General features: G+C 69.6%; 13 protein-coding genes. 6 read left to right on the plus strand and 7 right to left on the minus strand.

From position 1 onward, the window contains the following. Positions 1 to 63: 63 nt before the first annotated feature. The 3 genes from OG953_RS34280 to OG953_RS34290 all read right to left on the minus strand — a co-directional run bounded on the left by OG953_RS34280 (position 64) and on the right by OG953_RS34290 (position 2892). On the minus strand, positions 64 to 1428 hold the full coding sequence (locus tag OG953_RS34280; RefSeq protein ID WP_405689115.1) for a cryptochrome/photolyase family protein: 1365 nt from the start codon (positions 1426 to 1428) through the stop codon (positions 64 to 66). Positions 1429 to 1513: 85 nt separating this feature from the next. Beyond that, entirely contained in the window at positions 1514 to 2311 is a 798-nt protein-coding gene (locus OG953_RS34285; RefSeq protein WP_405689116.1) for an anti-sigma factor domain-containing protein, read from the minus strand. After that, positions 2308 to 2892 carry a sigma-70 family RNA polymerase sigma factor gene (locus OG953_RS34290; protein WP_405689117.1) on the minus strand — a complete coding sequence of 195 codons (585 nt, stop codon included), beginning with the start codon at positions 2890 to 2892 and terminating at the stop codon, positions 2308 to 2310. The genes OG953_RS34285 and OG953_RS34290 overlap by 4 nt, the downstream gene beginning before the upstream one ends. A gap of 190 nt (positions 2893 to 3082) precedes the next feature. On the opposite strand from OG953_RS34290, the gene OG953_RS34295 reads away from it, so the two are divergent. The 3 genes from OG953_RS34295 (at position 3083) to OG953_RS34305 (ending at position 5749) form a co-directional block, all read left to right on the plus strand. Next, complete coding sequence (locus OG953_RS34295; protein ID WP_405689118.1) at positions 3083 to 3745, plus strand: helix-turn-helix transcriptional regulator; 663 nt, start codon at positions 3083 to 3085, stop codon at positions 3743 to 3745. A 214-nt stretch (positions 3746 to 3959) separates the two neighbouring features. Then, on the plus strand, positions 3960 to 4973 hold the full coding sequence (locus tag OG953_RS34300) for an ATP-binding cassette domain-containing protein (RefSeq protein WP_405689119.1): 1014 nt from the start codon (positions 3960 to 3962) through the stop codon (positions 4971 to 4973). Continuing rightward, positions 4970 to 5749, plus strand: a complete 780-nt coding sequence (locus OG953_RS34305; RefSeq protein WP_405689120.1) for an ABC transporter permease — start codon at positions 4970 to 4972, stop codon at positions 5747 to 5749. The genes OG953_RS34300 and OG953_RS34305 overlap by 4 nt, the downstream gene beginning before the upstream one ends. A 9-nt stretch (positions 5750 to 5758) precedes the next feature. Here OG953_RS34305 and OG953_RS34310 read toward each other — a convergent pair whose 3' ends face one another. Both OG953_RS34310 and OG953_RS34315 read right to left on the minus strand, forming a co-directional pair. Next, positions 5759 to 6229 carry an ABA4-like family protein gene (locus OG953_RS34310; protein ID WP_405689121.1) on the minus strand — a complete coding sequence of 157 codons (471 nt, stop codon included), beginning with the start codon at positions 6227 to 6229 and terminating at the stop codon, positions 5759 to 5761. Beyond that, on the minus strand, positions 6226 to 7155 hold the full coding sequence (locus OG953_RS34315; RefSeq protein WP_405689123.1) for a hypothetical protein: 930 nt from the start codon (positions 7153 to 7155) through the stop codon (positions 6226 to 6228). Before OG953_RS34315 ends, OG953_RS34310 begins: the two co-directional genes overlap by 4 nt. Positions 7156 to 7308: 153 nt before the next feature. Between OG953_RS34315 and OG953_RS34320 the strand changes: the two genes are divergently transcribed. After that, on the plus strand, positions 7309 to 7992 hold the full coding sequence (locus OG953_RS34320; protein WP_405689125.1) for a MerR family transcriptional regulator: 684 nt from the start codon (positions 7309 to 7311) through the stop codon (positions 7990 to 7992). A gap of 63 nt (positions 7993 to 8055) precedes the next feature. Here OG953_RS34320 and OG953_RS34325 read toward each other — a convergent pair whose 3' ends face one another. Both OG953_RS34325 and OG953_RS34330 read right to left on the minus strand, forming a co-directional pair. Next, positions 8056 to 8898 carry a siderophore-interacting protein gene (locus OG953_RS34325; protein ID WP_405689126.1) on the minus strand — a complete coding sequence of 281 codons (843 nt, stop codon included), beginning with the start codon at positions 8896 to 8898 and terminating at the stop codon, positions 8056 to 8058. Positions 8899 to 8944: 46 nt separating this feature from the next. Then, the gene (locus OG953_RS34330; protein ID WP_405692219.1) at positions 8945 to 9853 is read right to left on the minus strand and encodes a 5'-3' exonuclease H3TH domain-containing protein; all 909 of its coding nucleotides are present in this window, start codon (positions 9851 to 9853) and stop codon (positions 8945 to 8947) included. 334 nt (positions 9854 to 10187) lie between these two features. Between OG953_RS34330 and OG953_RS34335 the strand changes: the two genes are divergently transcribed. Both OG953_RS34335 and OG953_RS34340 read left to right on the plus strand, forming a co-directional pair. Next, on the plus strand, positions 10188 to 11252 hold the full coding sequence (locus OG953_RS34335; RefSeq protein WP_405689127.1) for a glycine betaine/L-proline ABC transporter ATP-binding protein: 1065 nt from the start codon (positions 10188 to 10190) through the stop codon (positions 11250 to 11252). Beyond that, a complete protein-coding gene (locus OG953_RS34340; protein WP_405689128.1) occupies positions 11245 to 13152 on the plus strand; it encodes an ABC transporter permease/substrate binding protein in 1908 nt (635 codons plus the stop codon). The genes OG953_RS34335 and OG953_RS34340 overlap by 8 nt, the downstream gene beginning before the upstream one ends. The last annotated feature ends 10 nt before the right edge of the window (positions 13153 to 13162 follow it).

Genomic DNA, 13162 nt, shown 5'->3' on the forward strand with positions numbered 1-13162 from the left:
GCCGAGCGGGAGAGCGGCGCCTCGCCACCTGCCGTCCGCGACCGGCGGGTGGCGGAGGCGCCGTCAGTCCAGGCCGCGTGCCCGTTCGAACCGGGCCCGTGCCTCTGCCAGGTCGACGAGCGGATCCGGGTAGTCGATCGCGGCCCGGCGCGGACCGGTCAGTTTCCACGGCTCATGGATCTCGCCGTCCGCCAGTTCCGCAAGCTCCGGCACCCAGCGGCGCACGTAGGCGCCGCGCGGATCGAACCGCTTGCCCTGGATCACCGGGTTCAGGACCCGGTTGGGGCGGGTGTCGGTGCCGGTACCCGCCATCCACTGCCAGTTGAGCTGATTGTTCGCCAGGTCGCCGTCGACCAGCAGGTCCAGGAAGTGCCGGGCACCCACCCGCCAGTCCGCGTACAGCGTCTTGGTGAGGAAGCAGGCCACGAGCATCCGGCCCCGGTTGTGCATCCAGCCCTCGTACGCCAGCTGTCGCATCGCCGCGTCGACCAGCGGATAGCCTGTGCGCCCAGCGCGCCAGGCCTCGACCTCGTCCTCGTCGGACCGCCAGCGGTCGTGCCGCGTGCGGTAGTCCTCCCAGGCGGCGTCCGGCCGTGCGGCGAGCACCTGGTGATGGAAGTCCCGCCACGCCAGCTGCCGTACAAACGCGTCGGCGCCCGGTCCGCCCCGCTGCCTCGCCCGGTTGATCACTTCGGCCGCCGAGAGACAGCCGAAGTGGAGGTACGGGGAGAGTCTGGAGGTTGCGTCACCGGCCAGATCGTCGTGACCGCTCTCATAGTCGGCCAGGGGGCCGTGCAGCCAGGAGGACAGCAGTCGGCGTCCGGCCGACTCGCCGCCCCTGGCGAGCCCGGGGGAGACCCCGGTCACCTCCGCCCGTTCCGGCAACGGCTCGGACTTCACGCCGTCCGGCAGCCGTACCGCGCGTGGCGCGGTCAGTGTTCCCCGTACTCCTGCCGCCTCCCAACGGCGGAAGTACGGGGTGAACACCGCGAAGTGATCACGGCCCGCCGGGACGATCCGGCCCGGGGCGATCGCGGTGACCACTGCGTCGTGGACGTGCAGGGTGCAGCCGACGGCTGCCAGAGCCGTATGCAGCCGCCCCTCGCGGTGCATCGCGTACCCGCTCACACCGCCGGCGATGTGCAGGCTCCGCGCACCGGTCTCCACGGCCACGGCACGGGCAGCGGCCACCACGTCGGCGTCCCGGACGACGAGCCGTCCGCCGCGGCGGCACAGCCCCGCGTCGAGGTCGGCGAGGCAGTCCGCGAGGAACGCCCGCCGGTTCGGCGCGTCGAAGCCGGCCCGGTGGATGCCCTTGTCGCGCACGAACAGCGGAACGACGGCATCCGCGTCCCGCACCGCCGCCCGCAGCACCGGATTGTCGTGCACTCGCAGGTCGGAGGTGAACAGTGCCACGGAGACGGTCATGGAGGTGTGCCCTTCCCGGCGTCGGTCGGTCATGCCGCGCCCACGCAACGGGTTGTCACGGCTCTGCCCGGCGGACCGGCCCCGGTCATGCTGCCGGAAAGTTCATCAGCGCCAGCGGCGCGGACGTCGGCTGCGCGGAGCCACCGGCCGGTTCCACCGTGATTCCTATGCCCGATGCACCGTCGACCGGGCCGTCCAGCAGGACGGCGTCGCTCGCGGCCGGGATGTTCATCAGCCCGGCGGAACGCATGGTGCCGTGGTCGTCGAACCACAGCTGATACACCTTGCCACTGGGCGGCTGCCGCATCCCCGAGGCCATGAACACGGCCCGGTTCTCACTCTGCGAGACCACGACCGTTCCCTTCGCGCCGCCCTTCATCGTGCCGGAGGAGGCCTTGGCGTCCGGAGCGGCGATGACCTGGGCCAGCTGCTCGTTCCGCTGCTGCGCCGCCCGCGCCTCCTGCCGGGCGTCCTGGGCCGCCCGGTGCTGCCGGACGGCGATCCCGCCGAATCCGACGGCGGCGGCGAGACAGGCGGCGAGCGCGTACCTCGGCCACCGGCCGCCCCGCCCCGCACCGCCGACGCCCCGCCCCGTTGTGCCGTCGCCCTGGGCCGCCGCGCCGTCCGAGTGGCCCCGACCGGAGCCCGACGGCGACTCCTGTCGTACGGCCCTGATCTCCCGCAGCACCCTGTCCCGCAGCCCGCGCGGTGGGGTCTCGGCCACTGCGAGCCCGAGTCGGGTGGCGGTCTCGGACAGCTCGCGCACCTCGACGGCGCAGGCCTCGCAGTCGCCGAGATGCCGTTCGAAGTCCACCCGCTCGGTGTCCGGCAGTGCGTGCAGGGCGTACGCCCCGGTCAGCGTGTGCAGTTCGGCATTGCTCATGCGCTGACCCCGAGGCAGTCGCGCAGCCGGATCAGCCCGTCGCGCAGTCGTGTCTTGATCGTCCCGAGCGGTACGGAGAGCAGCTCCGACACTTCGCGGTAGGTCAGCCCCCGGTAGTAGGCGAGGGTCACGGACTGCCGTTGCAGCTCGGAGAGCGTCCGCATGCAGCGACGGACCTGTTCGCGCTCCAGCCGGCTCTCCACCTGCTCGGTGACCTCGTCGAAGGCGGGCGTGCGGTCCAGCAGCGCCGCCCTGTGCTCACGGGCCGCCGATGCCTCGGCCGAGCGCACCCGGTCCACGGCCCGGCGGTGAGCGAGCGTCAGTACCCAGTTCATCGCGCTGCCGCGGGAGGCCCGGAAGCGAGGGGCCGTCCGCCACACCTCCACCAGGACTTCCTGTGCGACCTCCTCCGACTGGGCGGGATCGCGCAGCACGCTCCGTACCAGCCCGAGGACGGGCCCGCTGACCGCGTCGTACACCTTGGCGAAGGCATCCTGGTCGCCCCGGGCGACCAGCCCCAGCAGCTCCTGGAGATCGGGCCCCGCCGAGGGCGCTCCGCTGATGTACACGGCTTCTTTCACGCGGGCTTCCTCCCTGATCGCACATCGGTTCTCCGAGTGATCCGGAGCCGACGGCAGCACGGATTGGTCAGTGCGCGAGATCCTTCCACGCATCCCGAAATTCGCGATACATCGTGGTTGACGCGTCCGGATGAACGCGATATATTCGCTCACGAGTATTCGAAGACGGAGTGAAGGGTGGTGGGGGTGGGTGGCCAAGCGGCGCAAGCTCGGCAATCCACTGGCGCTGACGGTCATGGTGCTGCTCGCCGAGCGTTCCATGCATCCGTACGAGATCGCCCAGACGCTTCGTCGGCGCGGCAAGGAACACAGCGTCAAGATCAATTTCGGCTCGCTGTACACCGTCATCCAGAACCTGGAGAAGCACGGTTACGTCGAGGTTGCGGGCGTCCAGCGGCAGGGCAACCGCCCCGAGCGCACGCTCTACGGCATCACCGAGGCCGGGCGTGCGGAAATGCTCGACTGGCTCTCCGATCTGCTCGCCGTTCCGGCCGTCGAGTACCCGGTCTTCGAGACGGCCCTCTCGCTTCTGCCGGTGCTGCCGCCGGAGGATGTGGCGGAGCTGATGGAGACCCGGGAGGCGGCGCTGGCGGTTCAGGCCGCGACTCTCCGGGGGGCCCTCGGTCAGCTGGGGGAGAAGCTGCCCCGCGTCTTCGTCGTCGAGACCGAGTATCAGCTCCACATGATCGACGCACAGCTGGCGTGGATCAAGAACTTCCACAAGGAACTCACCGACGCCTCGATCAGCGGCATCGAGGAGTGGAAGTCCTTCCATGAAACCGGTGAAGTCCCGCAGAAATGGCAGGACTTGGACCAACAGAAGATCGTTCTCGACCCTGAGCGGAAGGCGTAGCAGAAGCGACACCGCAGAAAAAGACCCCGGTGGGAGCTGTTGGAGCAGCAACCGCCGGGGTCTCGAACCCCGGACCGGCCATGCCGTGAAGGCGAGCCAGGCGATCGAGGTGCGGCACACCCAGGATAGCCCGGCGCTCTTCACGCGGATCGGCTCGGCATACCCGAGTGCTCGGTGGACCCGAGTACCCCGCCGACCACAGGAGAGCTCTGTCATGAGCACCCGTGCGCCCGCAGTAGCGGCGCGAAATCTGATCAAGACCTATCCCGGCGATGTCACCGCACTGGGCGGCATGGACCTCGACGTCGATGCCGGCACGGTCTTCGGACTCCTCGGCCCCAACGGCACCGGAAAGTCCACCACCGTCAAGATCCTCACCACCCTGGCCCGCCCCGACTCCGGCACCGCGACCGTCGCCGGACACGACGTTCTGCGCCACCCCGACCGGGTCCGCCGCGCGATCGGCGTCGTCGCCCAGAAGTCCGGCGCCGACCCGGTCGCCACCGGCCGCGAGAACCTCCTGCTCCAGGGCAGGCTGTACGGGATGCGGGGCGCCGCCGTCCAGCGCCGCGCCGATGAACTGCTGGACCGCTTCGACCTCGCCGACGCCGCGAAGCGCCAGGTCAAGGGGTACTCCGGCGGGATGCAGCGACGCCTCGACGTGGCGCTCGGCCTGGTCCACCGCCCCGAGGTGCTCTTCCTCGACGAACCCACCACGGGACTCGACCCCGAGGCCCGCACGGCCATGTGGGACGAGATCTCCCGGCTGGCCGGCGACGAGGGGCTGACCATCGTCCTCACGACGCACTATCTGGAGGAGGCCGACCGGCTCGCCGAGCGCATCGCGATCGTCGACCGCGGCCGGGTCGTCGTCGAGGGCACCCCCGACGAACTCAAGGGCGAACTACGGGGCGACGCCGTCCACATGGAGCTGCGCGCCGAGGGTGATGCAAGGGCGATCACCGCCCTGCTGACCGGACTGCCCGGGGTGTACGAGGTGTTGGTCGACGGCCGCCGGGTGAGCGTCCGCGCCGAGGACGGCGCCGCGGGCGTCCCCGTGCTGCTCGCCGCGCTGGAGCGGGCCGGTGCGGCGGTCGCCGCCGCCACCGTGGCCCGACCCTCCCTCGACGACGTCTATCTGCGCTATGCCGGACGCCGTTTCTCCGAGGCCGAAGCGGCGGACGCCCGGCAGGTCCCTGCCCTCACCCCCGCAGGGGGCACCCGATGAACAGTCAAGTTCTCGCCCATACCTGGTACATGACCCAGCGTCAGCTCACGGCGATCATCCGGCAGCCGGTCTTCCTGGCGATCTCGCTGATCCAGCCGGTGATCTGGCTGTTCCTGTTCGGCAACCTCTTCAAGAACGTCGTCGAGCTCGGAGGCTTCGGTACCACGTCCTATCTGGACTACCTGATCCCGGGCATCGTGGTGATGAGCGCCCTCGGATCGAGCATGTGGGCCGGTATGGGCACCCTGGAGGAGATCGAGCGGGGCACGCTCAACCGCTTCCTGACGACGCCGGTCAGCCGCAACGCGCTGATGAACGCCAATGTCGTACAGAACGGCATCAGCACCGCCGTGCAGTCCGTCATCATCGTGCTGCTCGGCTGGGCCGCCGGGGCCACCTACCCCGGCGGTGCGGGCGGGCTGCTGATCCTGGTCGTCGCCTCGATCCTGCTCGGCACGGTCTTCGGTGCGCTCTCCAACGCGCTCGGCATGCTGGTCCGCCAGCGCGAGTCGATCATCGGCATCAACACCTTTCTGCTGCTGCCGCTGACTTTCCTCTCCTCCTCCTTCATGGCTCCGAGCCAGATGCCGTCCTGGATGCGGCACATCGCCGACTTCAACCCGGTCAACTGGGCGATGGTGGCAGGCCGTTCGGCGCTGACCGCCGACCCCGACCGGAGTCTGGTGCTCAGCCGCGGGGGAGCCCTTCTGGTCCTTGCGGCGGCGGCGGTCTGGCTGTCGACCCGGACGTTCCGCTCGTACCAGAAGTCCGTCTGACGGGCGCCCTTACCGCAGCGACGCGTGACCGGCCCGGTCCGGGATTCCGCTCCCGGACCGGGTCTTCGGCCGCAGCACCGCCCGTAGCACGAGAAAGACCAGCAGCCCGAAGGGCGACAGCAGAATCGTCAGCACCAGCAGTGGCCCCATCACCAGCGGAGAGATCCCCAGCCGGCGTCCTTCCAGGAACATCCACTGGCCCAGCAGCAGATCCCAGGCGATGACCTGCGCCCAGATCGCCCCCGCCCCGTTCGCCAGGGCCGTCAGATCGCGGAAGGTGTCGATGTCGGGGCTGCGGACCGCGTCCCAGAGTTCGGGGAAGACCGGCACGGCCATGACCAGATAGAGCGCAAGTACCGGCAGGACGGTGAGCGGGGATGCGGCGATACGCGCCGTGGGACGCCAGTTCGGCGCGAGGATCATGAGCAGCCAGAACGGGGCTGCCAGGAAGAACGAGATCTCGAAGAGTGCACCGGTCATGCCACGAGCTCCTTGTCGGCGAATTCGGAGGCGGAATCTGAATCGGCCTTCTGTGGTACGGCGGTTGACCTCAGCGCCCCATAGCCGAAGACGGCGGTCGCCGCCACGATCAGGGCCGCGGCGACGAGCGTCGCACCGTCCGGGTGGATCAGCGGCTGACCGCGCAGCGCCTGCCAGGTGACCAGTGCGACGACCGCCGCGTAGGCACCGGAGGCGACCAGCACCAACCGCAGCCGGACCTGCGGGTCGCGCAGCCGGGGGAATCGCGGGGCCAGGGCGACCAGCGCGAGCAGGAAGAGCGGCAGCAGTTGGAGCGCGTGCATGCCGACGAAGTGCGGTATGCGCAGATCCCCGCCCGTTGTCGACCAGCCGGTGAGGGGCATCGACGGGCCGCCGTCCGGTACGCCGACGGAATGCGCGCCGATCACATCGGCGGTGTCGAGATCCCCGGCCGCCCGCTGCCCGGGCGTGGGCTGTGTCATCAGGAAACCGAATCCGGCACCCACCAGGGCGAGCAGCACGCCCGAGCGGATCGCCCGGGCAGCGGCGCGGTCGGCTGTACGGGCGCGCATCAGCAGGACGGCTATGACCAACGTTCCGGTCCAGAGCACGACGACGGTGACGGCCATCGCGCTGAACAGCGTCTCGTCGAACGGGGTGGCGTGGTTGAAGTGGCTGCGCTTCCCGCGGATCACCTGGCCGGTGATGATCACCATCTCGCCCAGGCTGGACAGGGCGACCACGGTTCCGGCCCACCAGCCGACGCGCCGGCCGCGGGTGACCAGCGTCAGCATCCAGGCCAGTGCGAGTGCGTACACGATGAACGAGACCGCGAACTTGAACGGCTTGAACCATATCGCCGAGCCCGCCAGGACCCGGTCGTCGACCAGCAGTCCCGCGGCCGAGACGACCGCCATGACGGCCATCGCGGCAGCGAAGAGAACTAACGGCCGGTGCCATGAACGCCATGAAGGCATGAGGACCCCCCTCAATTATGGATAGTGGAACTTTCCGCTATCCGATAGTGGAACTATCTATGATGGGTCGGGGGTTGGCAAGCGCGGAAGGGAGAACACGCGGTGCGCATCGGCGAGTTGAGTCGCAGGTCCGGGGTTCCGGTGCCGACGATCAAGTTCTATGTACGTGAAGGGCTACTGCCCGCCGGGCAGTTGACCAGCCCGAACCAGGCGAGTTACGACTCCGGCCATGAGCGCAGGCTGCGGCTGATCCGGGCCCTGCTGGATGTCGGCGGGCTCTCGCTCGCGGCCATCGGCGATGTGCTCCGGGCGGTCGAGGACCCGGAGCAGCCGGTGCACAAGGTGCTGGGTGTCGCGGCGAAGCGACTCACCCCGTTGCAGGGGGACGAGCCGGGGCCCGAACTGGATGACGCCCGCGAAGAGGTGGCGGAGCTGGTGGAGCGGCGCGGCTGGCGGGCCGAGGCGCACGGTCCGGCCGGCGAGTGCCTGGCCGGGGTGATCGTCGCACTGCGGCGGGCCGGGCACGGCGGGTTCGTCGAGCTGCTCGACGACTACGCGGCCGCCGCCGAACCGGTCGCGCGGGCCGACCTCGACTATGTGGGGCGGCGGGTGGCGCGCGAGGACCTGGTGGAGAGCGTGGTCGTCGGCACGGTGCTGGGGGAGGCGATGTTCAGCGCACTGCGGCGGCTCGCGCATGTGGACGCGTCCTCGCGCGCGTACGACGGCGACGGCGAGGGGGGTTCGGGCGGCGGCGACGGAGCGGCGGTGCATGCCGCCGGTGGATGAGCCGGCGCCCCGGGAACACGTACGCCCCGGTCAGGGACCGGGGCGTACACGAGTGAGCCGGTGTTACGCCGCGCTCTCCTGTTCGCGCTCCACCTGTGCGTTCCACTCGCGCTTGACCGAGCGCCAGGCGTCGTCGTTCTGGCCGAGCCGCCAGTAGCCGGAGATGGACAGCCGGGGAAGCGGGATCTTGCGGTCCAGGCGCAGATGGCGGCGGATCTCCTTCACGAAGCCCGCCTCGCCGTGGATGAATGCCTGGACCTCGCCCGCCGGGAACTCCAGCTCCTTTACCGCGGCCGTCAGCGCCTCGCCGACCGGGCGCTCACCGCGGTGCAGCCAGGTCACCTCGACCTCGTCGGGCGTCACGATCTTCTGCTCCTCAGAGGCGTCCGCCACCTCGACGAACGCGTGCACCACCGCACCTGCCGGCATCTGCTCCAGGGCGGCGGCGATGGCCGGGAGGGCGCTCTCGTCGCCGGCCAGGAGGTGCCAGTCCGCCGAGGTGTCCGGGCCGTAGCCCCCGCCCGGGCCGAGGAAGGTCACCTGGTCGCCCGCGACCGCCCGCATCGCCCAGGGCCCGGCGAGGCCCTCGTCGCCGTGGACCACGAAGTCGATGGCCAGCTCCCGGGTGACCGGATCCCAGGAGCGCACCGTGTAGGTGCGGGTGGTGGGCCACAGCTCCCGCGGCTGCTCCTCGCGGATGCGGGCCATGTCGAACGGGTGCGCGTAGTCCGCACCCTCGGGGGCGAAGCAGAGCTTCACGTAGTGGTCGGTGAACCCGGAGAGTCCGAAGCCGGCGAGGCCGTCACCGCCGAGCACCACGCGCACCATGTGAGGGGTGATCTGCTCGGTGCGCAGAACCTTGGCCCCCTGCGCCTTGGGTGCCTGCCGTGCCGGTCGTTCTGCCACGAGGTTCTCCCTGCTCCGATTGCTTAGGCTTACCTAAGCTAGCACCTCAGTCGCGCAGTGTGGAGAGAAGGCGTTGCAGGGCACCGCCCAGCCCCCACTGCTTCGCGAGGGCTTCGAGGGCGGCGGGATCGCGTGGCTCGGTGGGCAACGCGGGGTCGAACTCGGGCAGGGGTACATCACCGGCGACGCGGACCACCTTCGGTGCGACGGCCACATAGTCCCGGGCCTCGTCGAGGCGCTTGCGCTGCGAGGGCGTCAGCTTGGCGGCCGGATCGTCCACCGCGGCCATGATCCCGGCCAGATCGCCGAAGGCGTCCAGCAGTTTCGCCGCCGTCTTCTCACCGATGCCGGGAACGCCCGGCAGCCCGTCGCTCGGGTCGCCGCGCAGCAGGGCCAGATCGACATAGCCGGAGCCGTCCACCCCGTACTTCTCCCGCAGCCACGTCTCGTCCGTCAGCTGGAGCGAGCCGACCCCCTTCAGGGGATAGAGCACCCGCACCCCACGGGCGTCGTCGACCAACTGATAGAGGTCCCGGTCGCCGGTGACGATGTCCACGGGGCCGGTGGCCATGGTGGTGAGCGTGCCGATCACATCGTCCGCCTCGTAGTCCGCGACGCCGACCCGGGCGATGCCGAGCGCATCGAGGACATCCTCGATGATCGGCACCTGCGGGGCCAGTGTGTCGGGGGTCTCCTCCTCGTCGGGCAGCCCCTCGGCGGTCTCCACCGCGACGCGGTGCGCCTTGTACGTAGGGATCAGCTCCACCCGCCAGTGCGGCCGCCAGTCCGCGTCCATACAGGCGACCAGGTCGTCCGGCCGGTGGTCCTGCACCAGGCGCCCGATGAAGTCGAGCAGCCCGCGCACGGCGTTGACCGGGGTCCCGTCCGGGGCACGCACCGAATCGGGAACCCCGAAGTAGGCGCGGTAGTAGAGGGAGGCGGTGTCGAGGAGCATCAGGCGTCGCGTCACACCCCGATGATGCCGCACCTCACTGACACCGGCCGTCGCGGACACCGGGGCGATGAGGCGGGCCCCCGGCGGCGGCCGCTCATGGGTGACCTGGGTCACTCTCGTGTTTGGCTTGTGCAAGCGAGGGCAGGCGCGCAGCCGGAGCGGATCACGTAGCAGTTTCAACCAGTGCACGTGCCATGCGGACCGAATCCGCGCTGCTCCACGGTCTGCCGGAGGGGGTGGCAGACCGTTTTTCGGTTCAACCCGCGAGGTGTATGTGTCAAGGCTGCAAGCTGAGCACTTGTACAAAGTGTTCGGCAGACGACCCGATCAAGCCGTGCAGAAGCTCGAAAGCGGCGCCGACCGCGACGAGCTGCGCGCCGACGGAACGACCGCAGCGGTGATCGACGCCTCGTTCACCGTCGAACCGGGACAGATCTTCGTCGTGATGGGTCTGTCCGGGTCCGGAAAGTCCACGTTGCTGCGCATGCTCAACGGGCTTCTGGAGCCCACAGCCGGACGCGTGTTGTTCGACGGCCAGGACCTGACCGCCCTGAGCCCCGCAGAACTGCGCCATGTCCGGTCCTCCAAGATCAGCATGGTGTTCCAGCACTTCGCGCTCTTCCCTCACCGGAGCGTGCTGGAGAACGCCGCGTACGGCCTCGAAGTGCAGGGTGTGCCGCGCGCCGAGCGCGAGAAGCGCGCCGCCGAGGCGCTGGAGCTGACCGGGCTCGCCGGCTGGGAGAAGTCCTGGCCCGACGAGCTGTCCGGCGGTATGCAGCAGCGTGTCGGCCTGGCCCGCGCCCTGGCCACCGACGCCGACCTGCTGCTGATGGACGAGTCCTTCAGCGCGCTCGACCCGCTGATCCGCCGCGACATGCAGGACCAGCTGCTCGAACTGCAGAAGCGCCTGAAGAAGACGATCGTCTTCATCACCCACGACCTCAACGAGGCCATGCGCCTCGGCGACCGTATCGCCGTGATGCGCGACGGGAAGATCGTCCAGCTCGGCACCGCCGAGGACATCCTCGTCACCCCGGCCAACGACTACGTCGCCTCCTTCACCCAGGACGTCGACCGCACCCGGGTGCTGACCGCGGGCGCCGTCATGGCCGAACCGCACACCGTCATGGGCACCAGGACGGACGACGGCGAGGAACTGCGTACCGCCGACGACGTCCTCAGGGCCGCCCCGGCCACCGTCACCGAGTCCACGCCGATCATCGAGCTCTTCACGCCCTGCTCGCAGAGCGGAGTCGCGGTCGCCGTGACCGACGCCAAGGGCAAGCTCGTCGGTGTCGTACCGCGCGCCCGGCTGCTCGCCGTCCTCGGTGAGCCGATGAGCCCCGCCGAGGCCCCGCAGGACGTCACGACCACCGCGAAGAAGGTGGCCAATGTTTAGGCTTCCTCTCGGTGACTGGGTCGACTCCGCGGTCGACTGGCTGCAGACCCACCTTTCCTGGCTGTTCGACGCGATCAGCTCGATCGTCAGCGGCATGTTCGACGGCATAGCCGCCGTGCTCTCCGCCCCCGCACCGCTGCTCTTCGCGGGCATCGTCGCCGTCATCGCCTGGTGGCTGCGCGGTCTGCTCGCGGGTGTGCTCGCCTTCGTCGGCTTCGCCGTCATCGACTCCGTCGAGCTGTGGGACGAAGCGATGGACACCCTCACCCTGGTGCTCGTCGCCACCATCATCGCGCTGGTAATGGCCGTACCGCTGGGCATCTGGGCGTCCCGCTCCAAGACCGTCAGCGCGGTGACCCGGCCCGTCCTGGACTTCATGCAGACCATGCCCGCCATGGTCTATCTGATCCCCGGCGTCATCTTTTTCGGCGTCGGCGTGGTCCCCGGCATCATCGCCACCATCATCTTCTCGCTGGCCCCGGGCGTCCGGATGACCGAGCTCGGCATCCGCCAGGTCGACGGCGAACTCGTCGAGGCGGCCGAAGCATTCGGCACCACCCGGCGCAACACCCTGTTGCGGGTGCAGTTGCCGCTCGCCCTGCCCACGATCATGGCGGGCATCAACCAGGTCATCATGCTGGGCCTGTCCATGGTGGTCATCGCCGGCATGGTCGGCGGCGGAGGCCTCGGCGGCGCCGTCTACCGCGCCATCGGCAACGTCGATGTGGGCCTCGGCTTCGAGGCCGGCATCTCCATCGTCATCGTGGCGATGTACCTGGACCGGATGACGAGCGCGCTCGGCCGTGAGGTCTCCCCGCTCGCCCGCCGAGCCCTCGCCAGGGCGCAGTCGACGGCCGGCGGACTGAAGGTCTGGAACCACCGCCCGCAGCCCGTCGTCGCGGTCGTCGGCATCGTCGTCCTCGCACTCGTCGCGGGCGGCATGGGCCTCTTCGGCTCGTCCGACTCGGACAAGGCCACCACCGCCGGTGCCTCGGACATCGGTGCGGGCAAGAAGATCAGCATGGGCTACATCCCGTGGGACGAGGGCATCGCCTCCACCTTCCTGTGGAAGGAGTTGCTGGAGCGGCGCGGCTTCGAGGTCGACGTCCAGCAGTACGAGGCCGGTGCGCTCTACACCGGTATGGCCAACGGCCAGATCGACTTCGAGACCGACTCCTGGCTTCCGGTCACCCACGCCAGCTACTGGAAGAAGTACCAGGACCGCCTCGAGGACATGGGCTCCTGGTACGGCCCCACCTCGCTGGAGCTGGCCGTCCCCTCGTACATGAAGGACGTCCGGTCGCTGGACGACCTCAAGGGCAAGTCCTCGCAGTTCAAGGGCCGGATCGTCGGCATCGAGCCGAGCGCCGGTGAGATGGGCCTGCTCAAGGACAAGATCCTGCCGGGCTACGGCCTGGACAAGGAGTACAAGGTCGTCGACGGCTCCACGCCGTCGATGCTGGCCGAGCTGAAGCGCGCGTACGCCAAGAAGGAACCGATCGTCGTCCCGCTCTGGTCGCCGCACTGGGCGTACAACCAGTTCGAACTGACCAAGCTCGAGGACCCCAAGAACCTCTGGGGCAAGGGCGACGGCATCCACACCCTGGCCCGCAAGGGCTTCTCCGCCGACAACCCCGAGGTCGGCACCTGGCTCAAGAACTTCAAGATGAGCGAGGACCAGCTCACCAGCCTCGAGGCGGAGATCCAGAAGGCCGGCTCCGGCAACGAGCAGGAGGCCGTCCGCACCTGGCTGAAGGCCAACCCGGGCGTCGCCGACAAGTGGACCCCCGTCGCCGAGGCCAAAACGTCCAAGGAAGCGGGCGGCAAGGACGAGCGTGACCGTGCCGTCGGGATGGCCGGGTTCGCCCGGAAGGAGGACATCGCCGCCACGTACTCGTGAAGGCCGTCCT

Origin of the sequence: Streptomyces sp. NBC_00057 (assembly GCF_045041165.1) — a bacterium.
Classification (GTDB): Bacteria; Actinomycetota; Actinomycetes; order Streptomycetales; family Streptomycetaceae; genus Streptomyces.

Coding starts and splice junctions, on each gene's coding strand:
- OG953_RS34280 (WP_405689115.1), bottom strand. CDS start 1,428: ATGACCGTCTCCGTGGCACTGTTCACCTCCGACCTGCGAGTGCACGAC.
- OG953_RS34285 (WP_405689116.1), bottom strand. CDS start 2,311: ATGAGCAATGCCGAACTGCACACGCTGACCGGGGCGTACGCCCTGCAC.
- OG953_RS34300 (WP_405689119.1), top strand. CDS start 3,960: ATGAGCACCCGTGCGCCCGCAGTAGCGGCGCGAAATCTGATCAAGACC.
- OG953_RS34305 (WP_405689120.1), top strand. CDS start 4,970: ATGAACAGTCAAGTTCTCGCCCATACCTGGTACATGACCCAGCGTCAG.
- OG953_RS34310 (WP_405689121.1), bottom strand. CDS start 6,229: ATGACCGGTGCACTCTTCGAGATCTCGTTCTTCCTGGCAGCCCCGTTC.
- OG953_RS34315 (WP_405689123.1), bottom strand. CDS start 7,155: ATGGCCGTCATGGCGGTCGTCTCGGCCGCGGGACTGCTGGTCGACGAC.
- OG953_RS34330 (WP_405692219.1), bottom strand. CDS start 9,853: ATGCTCCTCGACACCGCCTCCCTCTACTACCGCGCCTACTTCGGGGTT.
- OG953_RS34340 (WP_405689128.1), top strand. CDS start 11,245: ATGTTTAGGCTTCCTCTCGGTGACTGGGTCGACTCCGCGGTCGACTGG.